24 protein-coding genes are annotated in these 25,573 nt (G+C 72.2%); 12 read left to right on the top strand and 12 right to left on the bottom strand.

The features are described from left to right. Nucleotides 1-104 precede the first annotated feature (104 nt). Genes IEY20_RS11680 through IEY20_RS11690 form a run of 3 tightly spaced genes read right to left on the bottom strand, consistent with a single transcriptional unit; the run spans nt 105 to nt 3,677 of the window. The gene (locus tag IEY20_RS11680; protein ID WP_175328773.1) at nt 105-2,339 is read right to left on the bottom strand and encodes a YhgE/Pip domain-containing protein; all 2,235 of its coding nucleotides are present in this window, start codon (nt 2,337-2,339) and stop codon (nt 105-107) included. 1 nt (nt 2,340) lies between these two features. Continuing rightward, the gene (locus tag IEY20_RS11685) at nt 2,341-3,027 is read right to left on the bottom strand and encodes a P-loop NTPase family protein (protein ID WP_175328772.1); all 687 of its coding nucleotides are present in this window, start codon (nt 3,025-3,027) and stop codon (nt 2,341-2,343) included. After that, nucleotides 3,024-3,677 (bottom strand): TetR/AcrR family transcriptional regulator, encoded by a 654-nt coding sequence (locus IEY20_RS11690; RefSeq protein ID WP_175328771.1) that lies wholly within the window; start codon nt 3,675-3,677, stop codon nt 3,024-3,026. Before IEY20_RS11690 ends, IEY20_RS11685 begins: the two co-directional genes overlap by 4 nt. A gap of 160 nt (nt 3,678-3,837) precedes the next feature. Between IEY20_RS11690 and IEY20_RS11695 the strand changes: the two genes are divergently transcribed. The 6 genes from IEY20_RS11695 to IEY20_RS11720 all read left to right on the top strand — a co-directional run bounded on the left by IEY20_RS11695 (nt 3,838) and on the right by IEY20_RS11720 (nt 11,022). Then, a complete protein-coding gene (locus tag IEY20_RS11695) occupies nt 3,838-7,494 on the top strand; it encodes a S8 family peptidase (protein ID WP_175328770.1) in 3,657 nt (1,218 codons plus the stop codon). Nucleotides 7,495-7,569: 75 nt separating this feature from the next. Further along, nucleotides 7,570-7,740 (top strand): hypothetical protein, encoded by a 171-nt coding sequence (locus tag IEY20_RS11700; protein WP_022904330.1) that lies wholly within the window; start codon nt 7,570-7,572, stop codon nt 7,738-7,740. A 184-nt stretch (nt 7,741-7,924) separates the two neighbouring features. Further along, the gene (locus IEY20_RS11705; RefSeq protein WP_175328769.1) at nt 7,925-9,217 is read left to right on the top strand and encodes an adenylosuccinate synthase; all 1,293 of its coding nucleotides are present in this window, start codon (nt 7,925-7,927) and stop codon (nt 9,215-9,217) included. 2 nt (nt 9,218-9,219) lie between these two features. Then, on the top strand, nt 9,220-9,777 hold the full coding sequence (locus IEY20_RS11710; protein ID WP_175328768.1) for an arsenate reductase/protein-tyrosine-phosphatase family protein: 558 nt from the start codon (nt 9,220-9,222) through the stop codon (nt 9,775-9,777). A gap of 407 nt (nt 9,778-10,184) precedes the next feature. Then, entirely contained in the window at nt 10,185-10,514 is a 330-nt protein-coding gene (locus IEY20_RS11715; RefSeq protein WP_022904328.1) for a hypothetical protein, read from the top strand. Nucleotides 10,515-10,689: 175 nt separating this feature from the next. After that, nucleotides 10,690-11,022, top strand: coding sequence for a hypothetical protein (locus IEY20_RS11720; protein WP_175328767.1), 333 nt, complete (start codon nt 10,690-10,692; stop codon nt 11,020-11,022). 135 nt (nt 11,023-11,157) lie between these two features. Here the strand turns inward: IEY20_RS11720 and IEY20_RS11725 are convergent, their stop codons facing one another. The 3 genes from IEY20_RS11725 to IEY20_RS11735 all read right to left on the bottom strand — a co-directional run bounded on the left by IEY20_RS11725 (nt 11,158) and on the right by IEY20_RS11735 (nt 15,015). After that, a complete protein-coding gene (locus IEY20_RS11725) occupies nt 11,158-11,886 on the bottom strand; it encodes an SOS response-associated peptidase (RefSeq protein ID WP_175328766.1) in 729 nt (242 codons plus the stop codon). 181 nt (nt 11,887-12,067) lie between these two features. Further along, the gene (locus IEY20_RS11730) at nt 12,068-13,660 is read right to left on the bottom strand and encodes a GMC family oxidoreductase (RefSeq protein WP_188889155.1); all 1,593 of its coding nucleotides are present in this window, start codon (nt 13,658-13,660) and stop codon (nt 12,068-12,070) included. Further along, nucleotides 13,657-15,015, bottom strand: a complete 1,359-nt coding sequence (locus IEY20_RS11735; RefSeq protein ID WP_188889157.1) for an alpha/beta hydrolase — start codon at nt 15,013-15,015, stop codon at nt 13,657-13,659. The genes IEY20_RS11730 and IEY20_RS11735 overlap by 4 nt, the downstream gene beginning before the upstream one ends. Nucleotides 15,016-15,106: 91 nt before the next feature. On the opposite strand from IEY20_RS11735, the gene IEY20_RS11740 reads away from it, so the two are divergent. After that, nucleotides 15,107-15,721 carry a hypothetical protein gene (locus tag IEY20_RS11740; protein ID WP_175328763.1) on the top strand — a complete coding sequence of 205 codons (615 nt, stop codon included), beginning with the start codon at nt 15,107-15,109 and terminating at the stop codon, nt 15,719-15,721. 2 nt (nt 15,722-15,723) lie between these two features. On the opposite strand, the gene IEY20_RS11745 is transcribed toward IEY20_RS11740, so the two are convergent. Continuing rightward, on the bottom strand, nt 15,724-16,392 hold the full coding sequence (locus IEY20_RS11745) for a hypothetical protein (protein WP_175328762.1): 669 nt from the start codon (nt 16,390-16,392) through the stop codon (nt 15,724-15,726). A gap of 31 nt (nt 16,393-16,423) precedes the next feature. Here IEY20_RS11745 and IEY20_RS11750 point away from each other — a divergent pair, with 31 nt between their 5' ends. Further along, entirely contained in the window at nt 16,424-16,816 is a 393-nt protein-coding gene (locus tag IEY20_RS11750; RefSeq protein WP_022904321.1) for a YchJ family protein, read from the top strand. On the opposite strand, the gene IEY20_RS11755 is transcribed toward IEY20_RS11750, so the two are convergent. Then, nucleotides 16,803-17,672: a shikimate dehydrogenase family protein gene (locus IEY20_RS11755; RefSeq protein WP_175328761.1), complete on the bottom strand. Its 870-nt coding sequence runs from the start codon at nt 17,670-17,672 to the stop codon at nt 16,803-16,805. The two genes, IEY20_RS11750 and IEY20_RS11755, sit on opposite strands and share 14 nt — an antisense overlap. A gap of 54 nt (nt 17,673-17,726) precedes the next feature. Here IEY20_RS11755 and IEY20_RS11760 point away from each other — a divergent pair, with 54 nt between their 5' ends. Beyond that, entirely contained in the window at nt 17,727-18,734 is a 1,008-nt protein-coding gene (locus IEY20_RS11760) for an iron-siderophore ABC transporter substrate-binding protein (RefSeq protein WP_229728022.1), read from the top strand. A gap of 160 nt (nt 18,735-18,894) precedes the next feature. On the opposite strand, the gene IEY20_RS11765 is transcribed toward IEY20_RS11760, so the two are convergent. Continuing rightward, complete coding sequence (locus tag IEY20_RS11765; RefSeq protein ID WP_175328760.1) at nt 18,895-19,299, bottom strand: DUF1304 domain-containing protein; 405 nt, start codon at nt 19,297-19,299, stop codon at nt 18,895-18,897. 66 nt (nt 19,300-19,365) lie between these two features. On the opposite strand from IEY20_RS11765, the gene IEY20_RS11770 reads away from it, so the two are divergent. The 3 genes from IEY20_RS11770 to IEY20_RS11780 all read left to right on the top strand — a co-directional run bounded on the left by IEY20_RS11770 (nt 19,366) and on the right by IEY20_RS11780 (nt 21,455). Then, on the top strand, nt 19,366-19,686 hold the full coding sequence (locus IEY20_RS11770) for a chorismate mutase (protein WP_175328759.1): 321 nt from the start codon (nt 19,366-19,368) through the stop codon (nt 19,684-19,686). Continuing rightward, nucleotides 19,683-20,834: a lactonase family protein gene (locus IEY20_RS11775; protein WP_175328758.1), complete on the top strand. Its 1,152-nt coding sequence runs from the start codon at nt 19,683-19,685 to the stop codon at nt 20,832-20,834. The genes IEY20_RS11770 and IEY20_RS11775 overlap by 4 nt, the downstream gene beginning before the upstream one ends. 207 nt (nt 20,835-21,041) lie before the next feature. Further along, on the top strand, nt 21,042-21,455 hold the full coding sequence (locus tag IEY20_RS11780; protein WP_175328757.1) for a GNAT family N-acetyltransferase: 414 nt from the start codon (nt 21,042-21,044) through the stop codon (nt 21,453-21,455). Between the two features lie 19 nt (nt 21,456-21,474). Here IEY20_RS11780 and IEY20_RS11785 read toward each other — a convergent pair whose 3' ends face one another. The 3 genes from IEY20_RS11785 to purQ are packed head-to-tail and all read right to left on the bottom strand — an operon-like array spanning nt 21,475 to nt 25,569. Next, nucleotides 21,475-22,395 (bottom strand): 2-hydroxyacid dehydrogenase, encoded by a 921-nt coding sequence (locus IEY20_RS11785; RefSeq protein WP_175328756.1) that lies wholly within the window; start codon nt 22,393-22,395, stop codon nt 21,475-21,477. Between the two features lie 58 nt (nt 22,396-22,453). After that, the gene (purL, locus tag IEY20_RS11790) at nt 22,454-24,856 is read right to left on the bottom strand and encodes a phosphoribosylformylglycinamidine synthase subunit PurL (RefSeq protein WP_175328896.1); all 2,403 of its coding nucleotides are present in this window, start codon (nt 24,854-24,856) and stop codon (nt 22,454-22,456) included. Between the two features lie 17 nt (nt 24,857-24,873). Beyond that, nucleotides 24,874-25,569 carry a phosphoribosylformylglycinamidine synthase subunit PurQ gene (purQ, locus tag IEY20_RS11795; RefSeq protein ID WP_022904800.1) on the bottom strand — a complete coding sequence of 232 codons (696 nt, stop codon included), beginning with the start codon at nt 25,567-25,569 and terminating at the stop codon, nt 24,874-24,876. Between the last annotated feature and the right edge of the window lie 4 nt (nt 25,570-25,573).

The following is a 25,573-nucleotide window of genomic DNA, read 5'->3' on the forward strand; positions in this document are numbered from 1 at the left end:
GGTGGCGCACAACCGAAGTCACCTCGAACCGGACGGATGCGCGGTTCGAGGTGACTTTGGTTGTGCGGCGGCCGAGCGTGCGGCGGCCGGACCCCGCGGCGCTGCTAGCCGATCAGGCTCGGCCGCAGGTCGCGCAGCGTGCGGCTCCGGGTCTGCCGGGCCGTCACGACGTACGACACGAGCAGCGCGCCGAGCAGCCAGCAGAGCAGGATGCCCGTGTCCGACCAGGCAGTGGCCGCCGAGCCGCCGTACATCGTCTGCCGGATCGCGTCGACCGAGTAGGTCATCGGCAACGCGAAGTGCAGCGCCGCCAACGGCCCCGGCAGCGTCTGCCACGGGAACGTCCCGCCGGCGGTCACGAGCTGGACGAGCATGAGCACGAGGCCGAGGAACTGCCCGACCGACCCGAGCAGCACGTTGAGCGCCATGATGATCGCCGCGAACGTCGCCGAGGCGAGCACCATGATGCCGATCGTCGGACCGGCCTGGACCACGTTCAGGTCGAGCGCGAACCGGACGATGAGGAACAGCGCCACCATCTGCACGACCCCGAGGAGTGCGGGGGTGAGCCAGCCGCCGAGCACCACGCGGAGCGGCTTCCGTACGGCGGTGATCGCCCGCTTCGAGATCGGCTTCAGGATGAGGAACAGCGCGTACATGCCGATCCAGGCCGCGAGCGAGATGAAGAACGGTGCGAGGCCCGCGCCGTAGTTGCCCGCCGACGCCACGTTGTCGTCGCCGACCTTGACCGGGTCGGAGATCACGGACGCCTGGGCTTCCCGCGACGACGCGGTGGACGACGGGATCTTCGTGCGACCCTCGTCGAGCTCGTCCGCGAGCTTCGTGGACCCGCTCTCGAGCTTCGTCAGGCCGGACGCGAGCGACTTCGCGCCGTCGTCGGCCGATGCCGCACCGGTGGCGAGCCGGGAGGCGCCGCTCGACAGGGTCGGGGCCGCTGCCGCGAGCTTCGACGTCCCCGCTGCGACCTGCGACGCACCGTTCGACAGGGTCGACGCGCCGTCGGCCGCCGAGGCGATGCCCGACGAGAGCTCGGGAGCCTTCGCGGCGAGGGTGGAGGTGCCCGCTGCGAGCCGGTCCGACCCGTCGGAGGCCTGCTGGATGCCCGAGGTCAGGGCCGGGGCCTTCGCCGCGAGGTCGGATGCGCCGGCGGCGACCTTCGCGCTCCCGGTCTTCAGGTCCTCGATGCCGGTCGACACCGCGGACGCGCCCGTGCCGAGCGTGGTGGAACTCGTCCGCAGCTGTTCCAGCGCGGCCACCAGCTGCGCCTTCTGGTCGGCGTCGAGCACGGTCGACGCCTCGACCACCGGCTCGAGCTGGGATGCCAGCGCGGGGGACTGCGCCGCCAACTGCTGTACGCTGGCGAGGAAGGGCGCAGCGTCGTCGGCCAGCTTCGCGTTGCCGTCCGCGACGGCCGTGGCGCCCTCGGACAGCGTCGATGTCCCCGAGGGCAGCGCCGCGCTCGCGTCCCGGAGCTGGTGCAGCCCGCTCTGGAGCTGCTTCGCGCCCGTGTCCAGCTGCTTCGTCTGCGACGGCAGCGCGGCCGTCTGCCGCTGGGCGTCGGACAGACCGGACGCCAGCTTCGACGCCCCCGTCGCGACCTGCTGTGCGCCGCTGTCGAGCTGCGCGGTCTGCGACGGCAGGTCCTCCGTGCCCGCCGCGAGTTCCGACGCCCCGGACGAGAGCTGCCCCGTGCCGTCCGCGAGCCGGTCGGCCCCGTCCTTCGCGCTCGTCGCACCGGACGCGAGCTGCCCGGCACCGTCGACGGCGTCGCCGAGGCTGTCCCGCACGTCCGCGAGGCCGACGAGCAGGGACTTCGCCGCCTGCTTGCCGACCCGCTCGGCCACGGCGGTCCGCATGGTCTTGCCCGCTTGCTCCGCGATGGTCGACGCGAGGTACGAGTTCGTGTCGGCGGTCGTCATCGTGAGCTTCGCCCGGCGAGGGTCGTCCGACTGCGCCGAGACGAGCGCGGCCGAGAAGTCGTGCGGGATGGTGACGACGAAGTCGTACGTGCCGTTGCGCACGCCCGAGCGCGCGTCGGCCGCGGAGGTCTCGGTCCACTTGAAGTCGCCGCCGTCGATCGCCTCCTTCGCGACGTCCTTGCCGTAGTCGACGCGGTCGCCGTCGAGCGTGGCCCCGGCGTCCTGGTCGACGATCGCGGCGGGGACCTGGTCGAGCTTCGCGTACGGGTCGCGGTTCGCCCACAGGTAGGCGCCGCCGTAGAGCAGCGGCACGCACATCAGCGCGATGAACGCGAGTCGGGCGAGGGGGGTGGCGGTGAGCCGCGCGAGCTCCGCGCGGACGAGCGAGGTGGTGGTCACGTCAGGACGCTTCCTGGAGGCGCGGGTCGTCTCCGTCGTTCCGGGCCGCGTCGTCGGGGCTCTGGTCTTCCGTTGGGGTGGGGATGGTGTCGAGGAGGGCGGAGGCGGTCTGGGCCGCCGCCTTCGAGGTCACGAGCAGGACGGTGACGCCGCGGAGGGCGACGTCGCGCACGACGGCGAACCAGTCCTCGACGGCGCCGCCGTGCCGCTCCGGCGAGGTGATCACGAGTCCGGAGACGCCCTCGCACAGCAGGGCGAGCTCGACGAGCAGGCGCACGCGGACCTCCGTCGGGACGCGCTGGACGTGCGTGTCGGCGAACCGGGTGATCCCGAGCGAGTCGAGCACGGTGTCGACGTGCTCCCGGGACGGGCGCTGCCCGGCGTACGCCAGTTCTTCGCGCACGATGCGGCGGCAGCTCATCACCGGGAAGGGCTCCGCGACGCCGGGGGTGTCGACGAGGGCGAACGCGCGTCGGACGGCTGCTGGGTCCTCGTGGCCGTCGACGAGCACGCGGCCCCGGTCGGGACGCATCCGGCCGCCGGCGACGAGCGAGGCGAGCACCGGCGCCTGTTCGGTCTCGACGGCGACGATGCCCGGTCGTCCGGGGCCGGCCACGGCCGACACGGTCGGCAGTGCGGCACCGGGCTCGTCGCCGATGCCGACGTGGTCGAGTTCGAGCGTGGTCATGCGGCGGGCTCCTGGGTGGTGGTGTGCGCGGGGGCGGGTTCGGAGAGCAGCGCGGTACGCCAGTCGATGCCGGCCATGCCGAGCGCCGAGAGGACGACCATCCGGCGGCCGTCCTCGTCGCTCGTGCCGGACCGGGTCGCCTCGTCGAGGACCGCGATGCAGGCGCCCTCGACGAGGCGACCGAGGGTCGCCGCGTCGACGTCGTCGCGCATGCTGCCGTCGGCGATCCCGAGCGCGCAGGCGTCCCGGACCTGGGCGCGCAGCGGTTCGAAGACGGCGGCGACCGCCTCGATGAACGGACCGCGGACGGCGACGCGCGCCATCGAGCGGACGTGCGAGACCTCGCTCCAGAGCGTCACGGCGATCGCCGCGACCCGGGCGGCCGGCGGGAGGTCGGCGAGGTCCGAGGTGGAGGGCATGGCCGCGGCGATCCGTGCTGCCCCGGCGGTGACGACCTCGCGCACGAGGTCGTCCCGGGACGGGAAGTGTCCGTACACCGCACGGCGGGAGAGTCCGGCGGCCGCGGCGATCGTCTCGAGGCCGGCGTCCGGGTCGCGCTGGAGTTCGGCCTTCGCCGCCTCGATCAGTGCGGCCCGGTTCTCGGTGGCGTCGCGGCGGGGCGCGCGGATGGGCGGGACGGGGGTGTTCACGGGCCCATCGTAATAACTTGCACAGTGCTGTGCAAGTTGTCCTACGCCGTCCCCCGAACGGGTGTCGGTCCTCCGAAGTGGGGACTAGGCGGCCTGAGAGGAACCGCATAGCTTCACAGGAATTCCACGAGAACCACGGACAGAGCCAGGAGTGCGCCCTTTGAACCGTGCAACACCGAACCCCGACCCGACACCACGCCGACTCACCCGCGTCCTGACCGCCGGCATCGCCGCCGCGGCCCTGGCGTGCGGTGGGCTCGCGGTCGGCGGCGCAGCAGTCGCCGCGCCCGCCAGCCACACCGGCGTGTCCATCCCCGGGCTGAAGCTCGCGCAGCCGCTGCGTGACGCCAAGCCCACCAAGACGGTCACCGCGTTCGTGCGGACGACCGGCAAGGGCGCGCTCGAGGTCGACGCCCAGGCGAAGGGCGGGGACCTCACCCGCTCGAAGGCCCCGTCCGCACAGGCGAAGCAGCGCGTGCAGGCGATCAAGTCGACGACCGAGGCCGTGCGCGCCGCCGTGCAGAAGGCCGACAAGCGCTCGACCGAGCTGTACACGACCGAGTACACCGTCCCCGGTGTCGCCGTCGTCGCGGACGTCGCGGCCCTCCAGGAGATCGCGAAGCGCTCCGACGTCGAGAGCATCATCCCGCTCACGCCGAAGAAGATCGTCGAGCCGACCGTCAACGCCGACGCCTCGGCCGCGCCCTCCGGCGTCGACCCGAGCACGGCCAAGGCCGGTGCCGACGGCGTCGCGCCGAAGAACGCCGCGAGCGACGTCTACACCCGGGCGCTCAACGCCTGGACGCAGACCGGCCACACGGGCAAGGGCGTCAACGTCGCGGTGCTCGACACCGGACTCGACTACACGCAGGCCGACTTCGGCGGCCCCGGCACGGCCGAGGCCTACCAGGCCGCGCTCGACTCGACCGCGGCGCCGGCCGACGGCTCGTACGACCCGCAGAAGTTCCTCGGCGGGTACGACTTCGCCGGCCCGACCTACAACGCGGACCCGAGCGACCCGGACAGCTACCAGCCGGTCCCCGAGCCGGACGACAACCCCATCGACGGCAAGGGCGGCGACCACGGGACGCACGTCTCCGGCACCGTCGCCGGGTACGGTCTCACCGCCGACAAGCAGACCTTCGACGGCGACTACACGAAGCTCACCGCCCAGCAGGTCCAGGACATGTGGGTCGGCCCCGGCACCGCGCCCGAGGCGGGCCTCTACGCCCTGAAGGTGTTCGGTGACGGCGGCGGTTCGACCGACCTCACCGGTGCCGCGCTCGACTGGGTCGGCCAGGCGCTCACCGAGGGCAAGGACATCAACGTCCTGAACCTCTCGCTCGGCTCCGACTACGGTGCGCCGGACGACCCCGACAACGCCAAGATCGACGCCCTCACCGCCCGCGGTGTCCTCCCGGTGATCGCCTCCGGCAACGCCGACGACTTCACCGACATCGGTGGTTCCCCGGGGACCGCCGAGGGTGCGCTGACCGTCGCCGCGAGCGCGACCGGCCAGTCCCTCTACGACGGCGTCGAGGCCACGGCCCCGAGCGACGTCGCGAAGACCTGGCGCGGGCAGTACTCGCAGGACTACCAGGGCACGCTCCCGGTCGAGGGCGACGTCGCCGTCCCGACCACGGACATCGACGGCTGCAAGCCCTTCACCGGGGCGGACGCCGCGGCGATCGCCGGCAAGGTGGCGTGGCTGAAGTGGACCGACGGCGCGCTCGAGTGCGGGTCGAAGACCCGCTTCGACAACGTCGCCGCCGCAGGCGGCGCCGGCGTGCTGCTCGCGGGCACGGTCAACACCTTCGACTCGGGCATCGCCGGGAACGCGACCATCCCGGGAGCCGAGCTGACCAAGGACAGCGTCACGGGCCTCCAGGCCGCCGCGAAGGCGGGGACCCTGCACGTGCGCTTCGCGGACGAGCTCGAGGGCTTCGAACTCGCCACCGACCCCGAGGCCGTGAACACGCTCGCGTCGTTCACCAGCCGGGGTGTCCACGGTTCCTTCGGTGACATCGTCAAGCCGGACATCGCGGGCCCTGGCGTCAACGTCATCTCGGCCGCCAACGGCACCGGTGACGGGCGCATGTCGATGAGCGGCACGTCCATGGCGACCCCGGACGTCGCGGGCATCGCGGCGCTCACGTTCGAGGCGCACCCGACCTGGTCGGCACCGGACGTCAAGGCAGCGCTGATGAACACCGCGACGCACGACGTCAAGGACGGCTCCACCACGGCGACCCTGCTCCGCCAGGGCACCGGCAGGGTCGACGCGCTGCAGGCGGTCAACGCCGACACGACGGTCCGGAGCGTGCAGAACGGCCAGCTCGTCACCGCCTCGTTCGGTGTCGTCGAGGTCGCGGCCAGCACGTCCGAGAAGCGGTCGCTGCTGATCGAGAACACGGACTCCGTGGCGCACACCTACGACGTGGCCTACCAGTCGCGCGTGGCACAGCCCGGCGTCGCGTTCTCGCTCAGCACGAAGCGCGTCACCGTCCGTGCCGGTGGCGGTGCCGTCGTCGACCTGACGATGACGGTCGCCGACCCGACGAAGCTCCGCCGGGTGATCGACCCCACGCAGGAGGCCGTCCAGCTGGGCTACCAGCGCGAGTTCGTCGCCGCGGCGACCGGGCTCGTGACGTTCACCCCGACCGACTCGTCGCTCGACGCGCTGCGCGTCGGCACCTACGCGGCGCCGAAGCCGACGAGCTACGTCAAGGGCCACACGGCGACCTTCACGAAGACCCGTGTCGCGGACGTCGAGCTGACCGGGCGCACGCTCGACCAGGGCGGCCTCACCACCGGGTACCACGCGGCCGTCGCGCCGTTCGTGCTCGGCGGCACGGACGCTGCGGAGTCGTTCCCGGACGGGTCGGCGAAGCAGTCGCTCCAGGCTGCCGACGTGCGCTCCTACGGCGCCAGCTACGACAAGGCCTCGGACGTCCTGTCGTTCGGTGTGCAGACGGCCGGTCCCGACGCCAACCCCGGCGCCGTGACCAACGTCGAGGTGTACATCGACGTGGACGGTGACGGCACGGACGACTTCCTGGTCTACGACGCCAAGTCCTCCGCGGTCGACGCCACCTTCGTCACGACGATCGACCTCGCCAAGGCCGCGTCCGACGACCCGGACGTCGACCCCGTGGTCGACGCCTACCCGCTGAACGGCGGCGCGCCCGGTCAGGACGTCAACACCTTCGACAGCTCCGTCAAGGTGCTGCCGGTGACGGCCTCCCTGATCGGTGCGACCGGCAAGCTCACCTACCGGGTCGAGACGGAGTCGGCGTACGCGCCGGGTGCCGCGACGACCGGCTCGTCCGTGGTGGACGTGACCGAGCCGACGACGTTCGACGTCGCGAAGCCCGCGCTCACCTTCGCGCAGGGCGGCACCGGTGGGACGCTCTTCGCCGACCAGGGCTCCCTCCAGGTGACCCGTGCCGCCGGTGTGACCGACGCCCAGGTCCTGCTCCTGCACCTCGACAACGGGGTCGGCAAGCAGGCCCAGGTCGTCGCCACGAAGGTCGTGCCGAAGCTGACGCTCGTGAAGGGCAGCAGCGTCACGATCAGCGGCAAGGCCAAGGTCGGGCAGCGCCTGACCGCGGCCCACGGCACCTGGGACGCGAAGGGCGTCACGTACCAGTACCAGTGGTTCCGGAACGGGAAGGCCATCGGGAAGGCGACCGCGTCGAGCTACAAGGTCGCCTCGGCCGACGTCGGCTCGACGCTGACGGTGCGCGTGTACGCCAAGGCCAAGGGGTACGTCGACGGATCTTCCACCTCGAAGCCGACCGCGAAGGTCACGAAGTAGTCGGACGGTTCGCCCGGAGTGCGCTGACGGGACAGGTAGTTAGACAAACTAGTTGTTCTCTGGGATGGTGATCGCATGCGAACGCAGAGCGAGATCAAGCAGCTCCGGGCGAACCCCATGGAGTGGCGTCGACGGGGACTCACCCCGCCCGACGTGATCCAGGCCATGGTCGAGGAACGGCTCCGCGAGCCGGGCCACAGCCAGCCGGTCGGGGATCCCGCCTACGCGGACTTCTTCCGCAGCTGACGCTGCGGCAGCGGTCGCGATTCGGGCGCGACCGTGCAACCAACGGGAGGCGCGGTGCCAGGTGGCACCGCGCCTCCCGTCCGTCTGTCCGGACGGTGGCGGGCAGGTGACCAGCCGATAGACTCGGGTGGACCACCGGCAGGAACGGCCGCGTGCGGTCCTCCGCCAACGTGAGGAGAACCAGATGCCCGCAGCAGTCATCATCGGCGCCCAGTGGGGCGACGAGGGCAAGGGGAAGGCCACCGACCTCCTCGGGGCCCGCATCGACTACGTCGTCAAGTTCAACGGCGGGAACAACGCCGGCCACACGGTCGTCGTCGGCGGCGAGAAGTACGCGCTCCACCTGCTGCCGTCCGGCATCCTCACGCCCGGCGTCACCCCGATCATCGGCAACGGCGTCGTCGTCGACCTCGAGGTGCTGTTCCAGGAGCTCGACGCGCTCCGCGCCCGCGGCGTCGACACGTCGAGGCTGCTCGTGTCCGCGAACGCGCACGTCATCACGCACTACCACCGCACCATCGACAAGGTGACCGAGCGGTTCCTCGGCAAGCGCCAGATCGGCACCACCGGTCGCGGCATCGGCCCGACCTACGCCGACAAGATCAACCGCGTCGGCATCCGCATCCAGGACATCTTCGACGAGAACATCCTGCGGCAGAAGGTCGAGGCGGCCCTCGACCAGAAGAACCACCTGCTCGTGAAGGTCTTCAACCGCCGGGCGATCGACGCGGACGAGGTCGTCGAGTCGCTCCTGTCCTTCGCGGACCGGCTCCGCCCGATGGTCGCGGACACCGCCCTCGAGATCCACCGCGCACTCGAGCGCGGCGACACCGTGTTGTTCGAGGCCGGCCAGGCGACCATGCTCGACGTCGACCACGGCACCTACCCGTTCGTGACGTCCTCGTCCGCGACGGCCGGTGGTGCCGCGACGGGCTCCGGCATCGGCCCGGGCAAGCTCGAGCGGATCATCGGCATCGTCAAGGCCTACACGACCCGCGTCGGCGCCGGGCCGTTCCCGACCGAGCTGTTCGACGAGTCGGGGGAGTTCCTCCGCGCCAACGGCTTCGAGTTCGGCACGACCACCGGCCGCCCGCGTCGCTGCGGTTGGTACGACGCCCCGATCGCCCGGTACACGGCGCGCATCAACGGCGTGACCGACTTCGTGCTGACGAAGCTCGACGTGCTCACCGGCCTGGAGACCATCCCGGTGTGCGTCGCGTACGAGGTCGACGGGGAGCGCGTGGACGAGGTCCCCGTGAACCAATCGGACTTCCACCACGCGAAGCCGATCTACGAGGAGTTCCCCGGCTGGACCGAGGACATCACCGGTGCCCGGTCGTTCGAGGACCTGCCGGCGAACGCCCAGTCGTACGTCCTGGCGGTTGAAGCGATGTCGGGCGCGCGGATCTCGGCGATCGGGGTCGGCCCCGGCCGTGACGCGATCGTCGTGCGGCACGACCTGCTCGGCGCCGTCTGAGCATGCGGGTCCTGTTCGTCTGCAGTGGCAACATCTGCCGGTCGCCGCTCGGAGCACAGGTACTCGTCGCCCGGCTCGGCCCGGACGCTCCGGCGTTCGAGGTCGAGTCGGCGGGCACCATCGCCGATGACGGCGCCCCCATGGACGGTGCCGCTGCCGAACAGTCGCGCCGACTCGGCGGCGACGCGGCGTCGCACCGTTCGCGGTACCTGACGCCGGAGATCGTCGAGTCCGCCGACCTCGTGCTCACCGCCGAGCGCTCGCACCGGGCCGCCGTCGTCTCGCTGGCGCCGCGTGCCACGAAGCGGGCGTTCACGATCAAGCAGTTCGCGCGGGTGCTCGACGGGCTCGAGCCCGGTGACCTCGCCGGGGTCTCGACGCCCGAGGAGCTCGTCGAGACGGTCGCGCGGCTCCGGGGGACCGTGGCGCCGCCGGCGGACCCGGCCGACGACGATGTCGACGACCCCTACCGGCGCTCGGCCGCCACGCACGCGCGGGTCGCGGACGAGATCGACGCCGCGGTCACGGTGATCGCGGACGCAATGCGCGCGGTGCGCTGACGGCGCGGGCTGCGGGCTGCGGGCTGCGGCCCGCGTGCTGCGGGCTGGTTGGGCGCGTGGCGCGAGTCTCGTCGTGAGCGACATGGCTCGCGGCGACCGTCACGAGAGATGTCGCTGACGGCGAGTCTCGGCGGCACGGGGGCGAGTCTCGGCGGCACGACGGCGAGTCTCGGCGGCACGGGGGCGAGTCTCGCGCGTACCCCGAAAGCAGTTCATCCGCGGAACGAGTACCCCATCGGGGGACGTGTACCCCGAAGTGCCGTCGTCGCCCCCCGGAAATCCGGGCTTCGGCGATGGACCGCATTGACGGAACCCGTGAATCGACGGGGCTGGCTGGCGAGTGGCCCCTCGCTCCCCGTAGCGTTCTGGTGTCAGCACATGTACCCCGGAACGCGAAGGAGCACGACATGAGCACCACTGTCCAGACCGACTCTCGGGCCGAGGTCACGCTCGACACGGACACCGTGGACACGATCGCCATCCTCGAGGCGGACGCCGCCGTGCACGGTCGCCCGGCGCGCGCCAAGCTCACCTGGTCGCAGGAGGACGACGGCGAGTGGGTGGCGACCTACGGCGGCTACTTCGGCGGCTCGGTCGACAAGCGCGACGGCCGGTACGTCGCCTCGGACACGTTCGGCCTCGTCGTGGGCGACTTCGCCTCGCTCGAGGAGGCGCAGGGCCGCCTCGCCGACCAGCTCCACGTCATGCTCCCCCCGGTGATCCGTCCCGTGGAGTGACGCGACCCGTCACGAGCACCGCTGCGGCCGGCAGCACCCTTACCACCAGCACGCCCCGCACCGCCAGCAGCACCCGTACCGCCAGCAGCACCCGTACCGCCAGCACGTCCCGTACCGCCAGCACGTCCCGTACCGCCAGCAGCACCTGCATCGCAGCACCACCCGAAGGAGCACCATGAGCACCACCGTCACCCACCGCCCGCAGGCCGAGGTGACCCTGGACACCGAGACGATCGAGGTCATCGTCGAGATCGAGGCGCAGGTCATCGCGACCGAGCCGGTCCGGGCAACGGTGTCCTGGAACGTCGCCGACGAGGGCCTGTGGGTCGCTGACTACGCCGGCTACTACGGCGGCACGGTCGACCGGCAGGGTGCGCACTACTTCGTCGCGGACACCTTCGGCGCGTACGTCGGTGACTTCCGGTCGCTCGAGGTCGCGCAGGCCAAGCTGGCCGAGCGCCTGCACGTCGTGCTGCCGTCGGTGCTCCGCCCGGTCGTCCAGGGCTGACGACCGACCGCAGCGCAGCGCGCCTCGACCACACCGCGCCCCGTCCGGACCTCGTCCGTTCGGGGCGTTCGTGCGTCCGGCAGCTCCGACGACGGGCGTGCAGCGTGGCTGGCGTCAGCGCCCCCGCGTCCGGGATCACACGGGCTCGATGAGCTGCGGCCCCTGGTTCCGCACGCTGTTCACGGCACGGGAGACCTCGTACTGCTCCAACCCCGCAGCGACCGCCAACGACTCGTGGTCGAGCAGGGCGAGCAGGTCGTCCGTGCCGAGGCCCCCGTCGAGCCAGTCGTCGTAGCCGCCGGGCGTGAGGAACGCCGGCATGCGGTCGTGCACCTCGCCCGGGGCGACGTGGGCGTCGCGCGTGATGATCGCGAGGGACAGCCGCCACTTGTCCGGGTCGTCCTCGGGCTTCGTCGGGTCGGGCCAGGCGCTCACCACACCGGCCATCGCGAGGGCACCGCCGGGCTCGTGGACGAAGTGCGGCTCCTTGCCGTCCTCGCGCACGACCCACTCGTAGTAGCCCTGCGCGGGGACGATGCACCGGTTCGCGGCGAACGCCCGCTTGAACATGCCGCTCGTCGCGACGGTCTCGATGCGGGCGTTGATCGGCTTCGGCCGCTGCTTCTGGAAGTCCTTCGCCCAGCTCGGCACGAACCCCCAGCTGATCTGCGGGAGCTCGCGCTGCCCGTGACGCTGGCGCACCGCGTACACGGGGTCGGTCGGTGCGACGTTCCAGCTCGGGGCGAGGCCGGGGCGGACCTCGCCGGTGTCTTCGTCGACGTGCTCGGTCCGCGCGGCGAGATCACCGACGAGCTCGGGGAGCAGGTCGGCGGTGGTGTCGGAGACGACGAACCTTCCACACATGCCGCCAGTCTGCCCGCCACCGCCGACAGGCGCGCACGGCACCCGCGCACACGCGCACACGCGCACACGCGCACACGCGCACACGCACGCACACGGCACACGCGCACGCGCACGAACGCACGAGCGCACGCGCACGAGCACGAGCACGCGAGCACACGAGCGCCCGAGCCCCCGCCGCGCCTCAGGCCTGCGCGCCCGCCATCCCGCGCGCGCCGCTGCCGTCCGGCGCCTCGGCGAGCATCCGGTCCGCCGTCCGCAGGGACAGCGCCATGATGGTCAGCGCCGGGTTCGCGATGACCGAGCTCGGGAACACCGAGTTGTCGCACACCCACAGGTTCGGCACGTCCCACGAGCGGCCGTCCCGGTCCACGACCGACGACCCTGCCTCGGTGCCCATCCGCGCGGTCCCGATCGTGTGCGCGGTGCGCGCGAGGACCCGGACGTCCGTGCCGCCCGCGGCCTCGACGATCGCGGTCATCGTCCTGATCGAGTGGCGCTCGATGGCCTCCTCGTTCTCCCCGGCGCTGAACGTGACGCGGACCCGCGGGACCCCGTGTGCGTCGAGCTCGTCGGTCAACTCCAGGCGGTTGCGGTCCGACGGCAGGCACTCGGCGTTGATGCCGACGCCGGCCATCCGCGGGTAGTCCCGCATCGCGTCGACGAGCGCCTTGCCGCGCAGCCCGCCGCCGCGCACGAGGGTCGTGGCGAAGGTCTGCGGCTGCACGCCGAGGCTCTGGATGAGGTAGCCACCCGCGAAGTCGGCGTCGGCGGGCCGGACGAAGTCCTCCGTGATGATCGAGGACGGGTACCCGCGGTAGGAGCGCATCGACTCGTCGAACGTCGCCCAGACCTGGGTCGCACCGTGCGCGGTGAAGTTCCGGCCGACCTGGCCACTGGAGTTCGCGAGCCCGGTGTGGAGCAGCAGTCGCGGGGTCTCGACGCCACCGGCGGCGAGCACGAGCGATCGAGTGCGCTGCCGGTGGTCCCGACCGCCCTGGTGGTAGACGACGGCCTCGACCCGCCCGCGGGCGTCGAGCTCGATGCCGTGCACGAACGCCTCCGGTCGGATCTCGGCACCGAAGGCGACGGCGGCGGGCAGGTAGGTCGTGTCCATCGACACCTTCGCCCCGTTGCGGCAGCCCTGGTGGCACGAGCCGCACGAGACGCAGGCCTGGCGCAGGCCGTGGTGCTCCTGGTGCCGGTCCTCGGTCGTCAGGCCGACGGGTGCGTCGGTGGCGGTGATGCCGAGCGCAGCGGTGCCGCGCATCATCATGTCCGACGACGCGTTGCGCGCCGGCGGTCGCATCCGGTACCGCCGCGACGGGTCCCACGGGTAGTACTCGGGTCCGGCGACGCCGACGTCGTGCTCGACGTGCTCGATGTACCCGGTCAGCTCGTCGTGGTCGATCGGCCAGTCCTCGCCGACGCCGGACTCGGTGCGCAGCTGCAGGTCGTGCCGACTCGGCCGCGGCGTGAAGGCACCCCAGTGCAGTGTCGAGCCGCCGACCCCGGTCCCGCTGTTGTTCGGGCCGAACGCGGTCGGGACTTCGCCACCGCTGATGCGGTCGTCCATCCAGTTGATGTCCGCGGGGGCGAGCACCTCGTCCGGCGTGTGGTCCCCGGGCTCCGTGTTGCGACCGGCCTCGAGGGCGACGACCGAGAGGCCGCGCCGCGCGAGGGCTGCCGTCAGGGGAGCCCCTCCGGCCCCCGTGCCGACGACGACCACGTCGACGACCTCGTCCTCGTCCCAGTGCCGCTGTCCGTCGAGTCTCATCGGGCTGCCTCCGCGTCCGTCGTCGGGGCGGCTTCCGGCGCCCCTGCTTCCCATGCCTCGCGCTGCCCGGCCCCGAGCAGCTGGAAGCCCTGCTTCCGCACGCCGTCGCCGCCGTTCGCGTAGCCGTCGTAGTCGATCGCCGCCATCGTCGCCGGGTGCGCGAGCCACTGCTTCGCGAGGTCCACGGCGGCGTCCTCGGCCCACGCCGCGAGTTGGTCGACGGTGAGCGACCCGCGCGGCTCGTACGTCCCGTCCTCGACGGCCGTGAGCGTCGCGTCCACCGCGCCGGCACCCGCGAGCTCGTCGAGCGCAGCGCGGTAGGCCTCGACGTCCGTCGGGAGTCCGTCCGGACGCCACCCGTCCCCGGCGCCCTCGGCGAGCTGCGCGTCGACCCGGAGCGCCACGTCGACGGTCCGGTCACCGGGCTGCGGCACGACGACCGCCGCGACCGCACGGAGGGTCGCGAGCTGCTGCCGGTCGAGCGCCTGCGGCTCTGCGTCCGGGTCGTCGGCGAGCGACCGGACGGCCAGTGCACCCCGCGTCGTCGCACTCACCCGAGGGGAGGCGATGACCCGGGCGTGGTCGGCCGGCACGACGGGGCCGTTGTCCGCGTGGTGCTCCCAGAACCGTCGGATGCGGTCGGCGACGGCGTCCGGCTGCTCCCACGGCAGCAGGTGCGCGGCGCCGGGAACGACGTCGAGGGACCCGTTCGACCAGTGCGGGAGCACGAGCTCCTGCTGGGCGGACGGACCGAGGTCGCCGTCCTCCGCTCCGGCGAGCACGAGCGCGGGCACCGGGTTCGTGACGTCGTCGGACCAGTCCTCGCGGCTGCCGCGTTCGAGCCAGGCGCGCCAGGCCTCCGGATCGGCGCGCTCGACGTCGTGCAGCGCCGACCGGAGTCGCTCGTGGGGGAGCGGCGCGGCGGTGTTCGCCTCCACGAACTCGCCGGCGTGGTCCGTGGAGATGTGTCCGGAGTCGACCCAGTCGAGCATCGAACGCCGACGGTCCTCGCCCATCGGCTCCGGTGACCGAGGCGACGCGGCCAGCAGCACGACGCCACGGAGGCCGAACAGGCCGTTCGCGCCGGACACGGTCCGGTCGGCCACCACGGCGGCGATCTTGCCGCCCATCGAGTGCCCGACGAGCGCCCACTCGGTGGCCCCGCTGCGTCCGATGGCCCGCTCGACGAGTTCGACCATGTCCTCGATCGTCGTGCCGGAGGTGGCCGGGCTCGTCCCGAAGCCGGGCAGGTCGATGCCCACGAGGTCGAGCGTGCCCTCCAGACGGTCGTGCAGCAGTGCGAACTCCTCGGAACTCGAGCCGAGGGCGTGGAGGCAGAACGCGGTGGCGGGCATGCGTCCGTTCCTACGCGCCGCGCCATGTGGACTTCGAACAGCGCTGTACCCCTCGTGGCGGGATCGGGTGACATCCGGTAGAACGCGAGGAGTGTTCCGACTCGGCTGCTCCGTCCTCCGTCGCCACGCGGGCGACGTCTTCGACCCCGCGCGGGTCCGGCGCGCGGTCGGCATCGCCGCGGCGGCCGTCGTGATCAGCGTGGTCGCGATGGTCGGCCTGGAGGCACGGCTCGGCTGGACCCACACCGGTCCGGTCCGCAGCGTGGTCGCGATCGCACTGCTCGCGCTCGGCGTCGGGCTCTTCGTCCTCGGGTGCGTCCCGGCCCGTCGCCCGCTCGACCCGGCCGCGACGATCAACGGCCGACAGGTCCGGATCGACTGGCGACTCGCCGCCCGGCCGGCCACGAAGCGGTACTTCGGCTGGCGGGCCGTCCCCGTCGACCCGTCCGACCGCGACGCCGTGCTCGCCGACGCGGTGCTCCTCCGACGCGGCCTCACCGGACTGATCGGCCGCGCGGCCCCGCTCCTCGGTGCACTCGCCTTCGCCGTGGTCGGGTTCCGCTCCGCGGGGTTCGAGTACTGGCTCCCGGTGTTCTGGGTGGTGCTGTACGGGTGCTCGCTGGTCGGGTACGTCGCCGACCTCGGCCGGACCGAGCGCGCCCGGCTCGCGGCACGCGCGCTGCCGGAGCCCGCGACGACGGACTGACCTCACTCACCCGGCAGCGCGAGCTTGCTCCCGCTCGGGCCACCGGGTCGTCCGCGCTTCGGCGCTGCCGGCGGGACGGGTGGGAGCGCCGACGCCTCTGCGCGCAGCTGCTCCTGCCTGCCGAGCGTCCAGATTCCGACACCGCCGGAACTGCCGGCGAGCAGCGGCCACAGCGGAGCCCACAGGAAGACCGGACCGTGCACACTCGATCCGGAGACGGCCACCAGGACCGCGGCGACCACTGCCAGCAGCCAGGAGGCCAGGAGGAACGAACTCTGGAACGTCGTCCGGACGATCCGGTCACGTGCGTCGTCCATCCCCGCGAGCACGGCGTCACGGTGCTCCGGAGCGACCGGCTGCGCGCTGCGCCGGTAGTACCGCGCCACGGCATCCTGTGTCCGCCAGCCGATCGAGGGCACCGCCGGGATCGACCAGCCCTTCGGGCCCAACCGGCAGAACAGCATCGAGAAGGCGCCCGCCGCGGCCGCGTACGCCGCCGACGCGGCCACCGACGCGACCGAAACGTCATCGGTCAGCACGACCACGACGACCAGCCCGACGAACACCACGGGCGCGACGATCGACGCCACCACCACGAGCCGCCGTCGATCACGATCGGAGACGAGCTCGGGCAGCCGAGCGCGGAACACCTGCCAGCCGAGTCGGAACACCGCTCCTGCCTACACGCGCTACCGTCGTCCGGTGATCGCCGACACCGACCGCTGCCCGTGCCTGAGCGGCAACCCCTACGGCGAGTGCTGCGGACCCCTGCACGCCGGCGCTCCCGCACCGACCGCCGAACGCCTCATGCGCTCCCGGTTCACCGCGTTCGCGCTCGGCCTCCCCGAGTACCTCCTCGCCACCTGGCACCACAGCACCCGCCCGACGTCGCTCGAGCTCGACACGGCGCAGCGCTGGACCCGACTCGACGTCATCGGCACCCGAGCGGGTGGCCCGTTCGACACCGAGGGCACCGTGGCCTTCCGAGCGTGGTGGCGCTCCGACACCGAGCGCGGCGTGCTCGAGGAGACGAGCACGTTCGTCCGCGAAGGCGGTCGGTGGTCCTACGTCGACGGGGTCGTCAGCGCGGGCTGATCACCGGCTCGAGGCCGACGGCGCTGCGCATCGCCCGTCGCACGGCGGCCTCGTCGGGCAGCAGGGCGTCCTGGTCGCCCGTCAGGAAGAACCGGATCTGGCCGATCGCCTGCTCGGTCAGCATGTCCAGGCCGTTGAGCACCCGGCCGCCGGCGTCCGCCCAGCGCGTGGCGGCCGCGGTCGGCCACGGCTCGTAGGCGACGTCGAAGAGCACCGCGTCCGGACCGGACGGGAGCAGTTCCAGCTCGTCGGCAGCCCCGCCGGGGAGTGTCGACAGGACGAAACCGTGGTGCGTGCCCGCCAGCTCCGCGAGAGGGCGCACCTCGAGGGTCACCCCGAGCCGGACGGCGAGGTCGACGAGCTTCCTGGACTTGGCCGGATCACGCAGGAAGACCCGGACGAGCCGGGCGCCGAGTCGGACCGATGCGGTCAGGGCGCTCGCCGCGGTCGCGCCGCCGCCGAGGACCGTGGCCTCGCCGGGGAGGTGTCCGAGGGCCTCGACCGGTCGCACGAGTCCCTCGACGTCGGTGTTCGCCCCGACGAGCTCGACCCGGTCGCCGACCGTACGGAACGCGACCGTGTTGGCGACGCCGAGCTCGTCGACGAGCGGGGTCGTGCGGTCGAGGAGGGGCAGCACCTCGCGCTTCAGCGGCATCGTCAGGCTCAGGCCGCGCCACTCCGGACCCAGCCCCGCGACGAACGCGGCGAGCCCGTCGGAGGTGACCTCGTGCCTCCCGTACGTGAACGGCACCCCGAGCGCGTCGTAGGCCGCTGCGTGCAGCGTGGGTGAGAGCGAGTGCGCGATGGGGGAGCCGAGCACCGCGAGGTGGGAGCGGCGCGGGTCGGTGTACTGCACCCCGTCAGCGTACTCAGGCCGATCCCGCAGAAGTCTTAGGGTAGCCTTACCTACGTGACCCGCTCTCCTTCCCGACTCCGCCGCGTGCTCGCCGCCGCGGGCGCCGTCGTCGCAGCTTCCCTCGTCCTCGCCGGGTGCGCCTCCGGTTCCGGCGCCACCGGCGACCCCTCGTCGTCCGCGAAGGCCGACGGCCAGTTCCCGGTGTCGATCACCACGGCACTCGGCACCACCGAGATCCCCTCCGCGCCGAAGCGCGTCGTCGCGCTGGGCTGGGGCGACGCCGAGACGGCGCTCGAACTCGGCGTGCAGCCGGTCGGCGCGAGCGACTGGCTCGGGTTCGGCGGCGACGGGGTCGGCCCGTGGCTCAAGGGTGCCTACACGAAGTCGCCGAAGATCATCCAGACGCTGGAGCCGAGCTACGAGGACATCATCAAGCTCAAGCCGGACCTCATCCTCGACGTCAAGAGCTCGGGTGACGAGGACCGCTACGCGAAGCTCTCCGCGATCGCGCCGACCGTCGCGGTGCCGAAGGGCGGTGCGAACTACCTCACGACTACGAAGCAGCAGGTCGAGATGATCGCGAAGGCGCTCGGCAAGGAGTCGGAGGGCAAGAAGCTCCTGTCCGGCCTCGACGACGCCTACGCCGCCGCGCGCAAGGCCCACCCGGAGTTCGCGGGCAAGACCGCGGTCGTCGGCTCGTACTCGTCCGAGGGCTTCGGTGCGTACGCCTCGTCGGACAGCCGGTCGCAGTTCATGCAGAACCTCGGGTTCACCGTCCCGAAGGCGATCGACCAGCAGGCCGGGAAGCAGTTCTCGGTGCAGCTCTCGGACGAGAACCTCGACCTGCTCGACGCCGACCTCACGCTCGTCCTGCCGATCTTCGTGGACGCGTCCGAGGTGACGTCGAACAAGCTCTTCCAGAAGGTGCCGTCGGTCGAGGCCGGGCACGACATCGTGTTCCAGGACACGGACGTGTCGAACGCGTTCTCGATCGGCACGACCGCCGCGATCGAGTGGGCGCTCGACAGGCTGCCGTCGCAGTTCGCGGCGAAGCTCGGCTGACGTTCCGCGCCCGGCTGGGACGGGCGGAGCAGGTCGAACCGGGCGGAGCTGGTCGTTCGTTCCGGTCAGCTCTGCCCGTTTCCCGTTCCGATCAGCTCCGCCCGGTTCCGCCGTCCACCACGGCCGTGATGGGAAGGACCGTGCCGCGTCGCGCGGCGCGTCAGCCGCCGAAGGTCGACCCGAGCAGCGCGAAGAGCAGGGCGAGGAACGGCAGCGAGCCCTGCGCCACCGCGGCGCGCAGGTAGCGGCGACCCGTGCCGAGCAGCACCACGGCGGCACCGAGCATCGACGCCGTCGCGAACACCGTGATCGGCCACCCGACGTCGCCGTTCCCGGCCGCGACCAGGACGACACCGAGGACCGCCCCGATCGCGAGGAACAGGTTGTAGAAGCCCTGGTTGAACGCGAGCGAGCGGGTCGCGAGGGCATCCGACTCCGTCTCGACGCTGAAGATCCGGCGGACACGGGGGCTCGTCCACGCGATCGACTCGAGGAAGAAGATGTACACGTGCACGAGTCCGGCGAGGACTGCGAACACGCTCGAGATCACGAGGAGGGCCGTCATGCCCACCATTCTGGCAGTCCCGTCACCGACGCGAGGACGGGCGCAAACGGCCAGTAGGCTCGGGTCATGAGCGACGACCAGAGGCCCGCGTACGACCAGGCTGCGGTCGCCGAGCTGCAGAGCATCCGGCAGAGCATCGACAACATCGACGCCGCCGTGATCCACATGCTCGCCGAGCGCTTCAAGTACACGCAGCGCGTCGGGTACCTCAAGGCCTCCGCCGGGATGCCCGCCGCAGACCCGGCTCGCGAGAAGGTGCAGGTGTCGCGGCTGCGGTCCCTCGCCGCCGACGCCCACCTCGACCCCGCGTTCGCCGAGAAGTTCCTCAACTTCATCGTCGCGGAGGTCATCCACCACCACGAGCGCATCGCCGGCGGCGACGAATGAGCCAGCCCGAGCTGCCGGACCTGCCGGACCTGCCCGACCTGCCCGACCTGCCCGACCTGCTCGTCGGCTCCTACACGGCCACCGGCGGAGGGAACGCCACCGGCATCTCGGCCGTGCACGACGGAGTCGCCACGACGGTCGCGGTCATGGACGACCCCTCGTTCCTCGCCGTCTCCGGTGACCGGGTCTACGCCGTCTCCGAGACGGCGGACGGCGGTGTCTCGGCCTTCCGCCGGTCGGGCTCCGGCCTCGAGCACCTGTGGGACGCCCCCGCCGGGGGCGACGCGCCGTGCCACGTGCGGGTCGACCCGTCCGGCGCGCTCGTCGTCACCAACTACACCTCCGGCACCGTCACGGCCGTCTCCCTGGAGCAGGCCGAGTCGCACGCCGCCTCCGTGCTCGCGAGCGACGGCGTGGTCGGGGCACACACCGCGGACCGGCGCGGCGGGCCCGACACCGCGGACCGGCTGGGGGCGCACGGTGCGGGGGATCGGCTCGTCGTGCCGGACTCGGCGGTCGTCACCGAGGTCCTCCCGGACGTCACGGGCCCCGTCGAGGACCGCCAGGAGGGCCCGCACGCCCACCAGTCGGTCGCCACCCCGGACGGCACGGTGCTCGTCGCCGACCTCGGGGGCGACGCCCTCCACGAGTTCCGCGTCACCGCCGACCCGGACCTCGCCCTCGTCCGGGTCCACCACGTCGCTCCGGGCGTCGGTCCGCGCCACATGGCCTGGTACGACGGTGACCTCATCGTCGCGGGGGAGCTCGACGGTGCGGTGCACCGGCTCCGTCGTGACGAGTCGGGATCGTTCGTCGTCGTCGCGTCGGAACCGACCTTCGACGGGGAGGTCGGTGACTCGCTCCTCAGCCACATCGAGGTCGACGACGACGGCCGCGTCCACGTCGCCGTGCGCGGGCGTGACCTCATCGTCGTGCTCGATGCCTCTTCCGGCGGGCTGTCGGTCGTCGGGTCGGCACCGTCAGGAGGCGTCTGGCCGCGACACTTCGCTCGCGTGCCGGGGTACCTGCTCGTCGCGAACCAGATGTCCGACGCGATCGCGGTCCTGCCGCTCGACGCCGACGGGCTGCCCGGTACTGCGGTCGCGCAGATCGCGGTCGGCACGCCGGCCTGCATCGTCCCGGTCTGAGCGGTCCGCGCGCCGGGCTGCGCCGGGCGCTGGCGCGCCCACGCCCCGCTGCGCGGGCGGCGAGACTCGGGCTGAGCGACCGGATCCGCGCTTCGGAGCGCGAGAACTGTCGCCTGCGCCGAGTCTCGGGGCGAGGGCGCCGAGTCTCGGACCCCGCGCCGGCCTGGAGGCACGGTGCGCGTCACCGGGATCGACCAGACTGGGCGCATGGATGCGTCCTACACGCTCGTCAGCGGTCCGCCGCCGCTCGCCGACTACCTCCGGCTGCGCCGTGACTCCGGACTGACGCCGAAGACCGCCGAACAGGGCGCCGGAGCGATCGCGGGCAGCTGGACCGCCTGCCACGTCGTCGCCGCCGACGGGAGCGTCGTCGCGATGGGACGGGCGATCGGCGACGGCGGCTGGTACTTCCACATCGCCGACATCGCGACCGATCCGGCGCACCAGCGTCACGGCATCGGCCGGTCCGTCGTGGAGTGGCTCGTCGCGGACATCAGGGCTCGGGCCCCGGAGGGCGCGTACGTCACCCTCGTCGGGGACCCGCCCGGCCAGCGGCTCTACCGGTCGCTCGGGTTCGAGGACGTCGCACCGAGCCTCGGGATGGCGCTGCCGAACCACTGACCGGCGCGCACGACCGGAGTCAGCGCTCGATGACGTTCTCGAACGGCTGACGTTCCACGAGGGCTGCCACCTGCCGGCGCACCAGCTCGATCGAGCGCGGCACGCTGAGGTCGGTGTTCCCGCCCACGTGCGGCGTCAGCACCGTGTTCGGCGTCGTCCAGAGCGGGTGGCCGGCCGGGAGCGGCTCCGGGTCGGTGACGTCCAGCGCTGCCGAGAGCCTGCCGGACCGCAGTTCGGCGACCAGGGCGTCGGTGTCGACCACCTTGCCGCGCGCGACGTTCACCACGAGGGCGCCGTCGGGCAGTGCGGCGAGGAGCTCGGCGTCGACCAGCCCCGCGGTCTCGTCGGTCAGCGGGGTGATGAGCACGAGCACGTCGGTCGTCGCCGCGAGGGTGCGGAGTTCCGCGAAGGAGTGCACCTGCCGGCCGTCCTGCTCGCGTGCCGTCCGGGCCACCACCGTGACCTCGGTGCGGAACGCCTCGAACCGGGTCGCGATGGCCGAGCCGATCGCCCCGTACCCGACGACGGTCACGCGTCGGTCGGCGAGGGACCGCGTCGTCCGGGAGTCCCAGACGCCGGCTGCCCGGTCAGCCTGGAACGCCCCGAGCTCCCGCAGGCTCGTCAGCGCGAGGCCGACCGCGAGTTCGGCGGTCTCGTCGTCGTGGATGCCCCGACCGTTCGCGAGCAGTGCGTGCCCGGGGACGTGCGGGACGGCGTGCTCGTAGCCCGCGCTCGGCAGCTGCAGCAGCGCGAGGTTCGGCAGGTCGTGCACGAACTGCCACCGGTGGCGTCCGGCGAAGTAGAACGGCAGGAGCGTGATCGCGACCTCGTCCGGCCGGTCGAACGGCTGCTCGACGTCCCACACCGCGAGCTCGACGCCCTCGGGTACCGGGCCGAATCGGTCGACGAGCTCCTGGAACGGGAGGGTGACGACGGGCATCAGGCGATGCCCGTCGTCATCACGCCGGCCGACGCCTGCGCGCCAGCGGACGACCCGCTCAGGAGTCGGTCCGGGGCGAGAAGGACCCGCGGTCGTCGAGCGGACCGCGACCGACGTAGCCCTCGGTGACGTCCTCGGTGATCACGTCGCCGAAGCGCGCCGGGAGCGTCGCCGCGTGCGTGCCGCGGAGCTCGTCGACGGTGGCCTCGAACGCCCCCTGGACCTCGAGCGACCCGCTCGCGGCGTCGGTCACGCCGATGCGGAGGACCGGGAACCCGCGGCCGTCGCACAGGCCCTGGAACCGGACGTCGTCCTCACGGCGGACCGTCACGATGACGCGGCCCGTCGACTCCGAGAACAGCGCGGTCGCGGTGTCCACACCGTCACGGGTCTCGAGCTCGTCCAGGACGACGCGCGCGCCGATGCCGAAGCGCAGCACGGACTCCGCGAGGGACTGGCCGAGGCCGCCGTCCGCGAGGTCGTGCGCACTCGTCAGCAGCTGCTCGCCCGATGCCGCGTGCAGGAGGTCGGCCAGGGCCTTCTCCTGCTCGAGGTCCACCGCCGGAGGACGGCCACCGAGGTGCCCGTGCACCGTGCCGGCCCAGGCGGAGCCGTCGAGCTCGAGCGCGGTGGTGCCGAGCAGGTAGATGTTGTGGCCGTCGTCCTGCCAGCCGGACGGGACGCGCAGGGCGACGTCGTCGATGATCCCGAGCACGCCGACCACGGGGGTCGGGTGGATCGGGGTCGTGCCCGTCTGGTTGTAGAACGACACGTTGCCGCCGGTGACCGGGATGCCGAGCTCCATGCAGCCGTCGGCCAGGCCCTCGACGGCCTCGGAGAACTGCCACATGACCTCGGGGTTCTCCGGCGAGCCGAAGTTGAGGCAGTCCGTGACCGCGGCCGGGACGGCGCCCGTGACGGCCACGTTGCGGTAGGCCTCGGCCAGCGCCAGGCGGGCGCCCTGCTTCGGGTCGAGCTGGCAGTAGCGGCCGTTCGCGTCCGTGGCGATCGTCACACCGAGCCCGGTCTCCTCGTCGACGCGGATCATGCCGCCGTCGTCGGGGAAGGACAGCGCGGTGTTGCCGAGCACGTACGTGTCGTACTGGTTCGTGACCCAGCTCTTCGATGCGAGGTTCGGCGACCCGAGCAGCTGCAGGAACTGCGCCTTGAGCGCGGGGCCGTCCGCCGGGCGGTCGAGCGAGGCGGCCGTGTCGGTCTGGAGCGCGTCGATCCAGGTCGGGTAGGCGACGGGACGGTCGTACACGGGACCGTCGACGGCGACCGTGCGCGGGTCGACGTTCACGATCTCCTGACCCTGCCAGTCGATGACCAGGCGGCCGGTGCCGGTGACCTCGCCGAGGACGCTGGTCTCGACCTCCCACTTGCCGACCACCGCGAGGAAGTCGTCGAGCTTCTCGGGCCGCACGACCGCCATCATGCGCTCCTGGCTCTCCGACATGAGGATCTCCTCGGCGGTGAGCGTGGGGTCGCGGAGCAGCACGTCGTCGAGCGAGATGTGCATGCCGCCGTCGCCGTTGCTCGCGAGCTCCGACGTGGCGCAGGAGATGCCGGCCGCACCGAGGTCCTGGATGCCCTCGACGAGCTCCTCCTGGAACAGCTCGAGGCAGCACTCGATCAGGACCTTCTCGGCGAAGGGGTCGCCGACCTGCACGGCCGGACGCTTCGTCGGGCCGCCCTCGGTGAAGGTGTCGGACGCGAGGATCGACGCACCGCCGATGCCGTCGCCACCGGTGCGTGCCCCGAAGAGCACGACCTTGTTGCCGGCGCCGGACGCGTTCGCCAGGTGGAGGTCCTCGTGCCGGAGGACACCGACCGCGAGGGCGTTGACGAGCGGGTTGCCCTGGTACACCGGGTCGAAGTAGGTCTCGCCGCCGATGTTCGGCAGGCCGAGGCAGTTGCCGTAGAACGAGATGCCGCCGACCACGCCGTGCACGACACGCTGCGTGTCCTCGTGCTCGATCGCGCCGAAGCGGAGCTGGTCCATCACGGCGACCGGGCGGGCCCCCATCGAGATGATGTCGCGGACGATGCCGCCGACACCGGTCGCGGCGCCCTGGTAGGGCTCCACGTACGACGGGTGGTTGTGCGACTCGACCTTGAAGGTGACCGCCCAGCCGTTCCCGACGTCGACGACACCGGCGTTCTCGCCCATGCCGACCATGAGGTTCTTCGTCATCTCCGGCGTGACCTTCTTGCCGAACTGGCGGAGGTAGTTCTTGCTCGACTTGTACGAGCAGTGCTCCGACCACATGACGGAGTACATCGCCAGCTCGCCCGAGGTGGGGCGACGGCCGAGGATCTCCTTGATGCGGGCGTACTCGTCGGCCTTGAGCCCGAGCGCCTCGTACGGCTGCTCCTTGTCGGGCGTCGCGGCGGCGTCCTGGACGGTGTCGGGCTTCGGGCGAACGTGTGTCGTCACGGTGGTGTCGTTCCCTGTCACTGGAGTCGTGTCCGTCGTCACTTGACGAGCGTCGACTCGATCACGGAGGTGAAGAAGGTGAGGCCGTCCGTGCCGGAGGCCATCGCCGCGGGGGTGTCCGGGCCGAACCCGGGCTCCGTCGCGTGCTCGGGGTGCGGCATGAGCCCCACGACGTTGCCGCGCTCGTTCGAGACGCCGGCGATGTCGTCGATCGATCCGTTCGGGTTCACGCCGACGTAGCGGAACACGACCTGGCCGTTGTCCTCGATGCGCTTGATCGTGTCGGCGTCCGCGACGAAGCGGCCGTCGGCGTTCTTCAGCGGGATGGTGATCTCCTGCTGGGCCGTGAAGCCGCTCGTCCAGGCGGTCGCGGTGGTCTCGACGCGGAGCTTCTGGTCGCGGCGGATGAACTGCTGATGGGCGTTCCGCGTGTGCGCGCCGGGGACGAGGCGGGCCTCGGCGAGCATCTGGAAGCCGTTGCAGATGCCGAGCACCGGCATGCCCTTGCCGGCGGCGTCGATCACCTCGGCCATGATCGGGGCCTTCGCCGCGATCGCGCCGGCGCGGAGGTAGTCACCGTAGGAGAACCCGCCGGGGAGGACGATGGCGTCGACGCCCTGCAGGTCGTGGTCGCCGTGCCAGAGCGCGACGGGCTCGGCACCGGCGAGTCGGACCGCGCGCTGGGCGTCGCGGTCGTCGAGGGATCCGGGGAAGGTGATGACGCCGATCTTCATCGGG

The organism is Curtobacterium luteum (genome assembly GCF_014646995.1).
Lineage (GTDB): Bacteria > Actinomycetota > Actinomycetes > Actinomycetales > Microbacteriaceae > Curtobacterium > Curtobacterium luteum.

What these genes read in the sequence shown, in the direction of transcription:
- IEY20_RS11710 (WP_175328768.1), top strand. Translation starts at nt 9,220, where the DNA reads ATGCGGGTCCTGTTCGTCTGCAGTGGCAACATCTGCCGGTCGCCGCTC.
- IEY20_RS11700 (WP_022904330.1), top strand. Translation starts at nt 7,570, where the DNA reads ATGCGAACGCAGAGCGAGATCAAGCAGCTCCGGGCGAACCCCATGGAG.
- IEY20_RS11770 (WP_175328759.1), top strand. Translation starts at nt 19,366, where the DNA reads ATGAGCGACGACCAGAGGCCCGCGTACGACCAGGCTGCGGTCGCCGAG.
- IEY20_RS11730 (WP_188889155.1), bottom strand. Translation starts at nt 13,660, where the DNA reads ATGAGACTCGACGGACAGCGGCACTGGGACGAGGACGAGGTCGTCGAC.
- IEY20_RS11725 (WP_175328766.1), bottom strand. Translation starts at nt 11,886, where the DNA reads ATGTGTGGAAGGTTCGTCGTCTCCGACACCACCGCCGACCTGCTCCCC.
- IEY20_RS11780 (WP_175328757.1), top strand. Translation starts at nt 21,042, where the DNA reads ATGGATGCGTCCTACACGCTCGTCAGCGGTCCGCCGCCGCTCGCCGAC.
- IEY20_RS11735 (WP_188889157.1), bottom strand. Translation starts at nt 15,015, where the DNA reads ATGCCCGCCACCGCGTTCTGCCTCCACGCCCTCGGCTCGAGTTCCGAG.
- IEY20_RS11685 (WP_175328772.1), bottom strand. Translation starts at nt 3,027, where the DNA reads ATGACCACGCTCGAACTCGACCACGTCGGCATCGGCGACGAGCCCGGT.
- IEY20_RS11765 (WP_175328760.1), bottom strand. Translation starts at nt 19,299, where the DNA reads ATGACGGCCCTCCTCGTGATCTCGAGCGTGTTCGCAGTCCTCGCCGGA.
- IEY20_RS11705 (WP_175328769.1), top strand. Translation starts at nt 7,925, where the DNA reads ATGCCCGCAGCAGTCATCATCGGCGCCCAGTGGGGCGACGAGGGCAAG.
- IEY20_RS11715 (WP_022904328.1), top strand. Translation starts at nt 10,185, where the DNA reads ATGAGCACCACTGTCCAGACCGACTCTCGGGCCGAGGTCACGCTCGAC.
- IEY20_RS11775 (WP_175328758.1), top strand. Translation starts at nt 19,683, where the DNA reads ATGAGCCAGCCCGAGCTGCCGGACCTGCCGGACCTGCCCGACCTGCCC.
- IEY20_RS11720 (WP_175328767.1), top strand. Translation starts at nt 10,690, where the DNA reads ATGAGCACCACCGTCACCCACCGCCCGCAGGCCGAGGTGACCCTGGAC.
- purQ (WP_022904800.1), bottom strand. Translation starts at nt 25,569, where the DNA reads ATGAAGATCGGCGTCATCACCTTCCCCGGATCCCTCGACGACCGCGAC.
- IEY20_RS11785 (WP_175328756.1), bottom strand. Translation starts at nt 22,395, where the DNA reads ATGCCCGTCGTCACCCTCCCGTTCCAGGAGCTCGTCGACCGATTCGGC.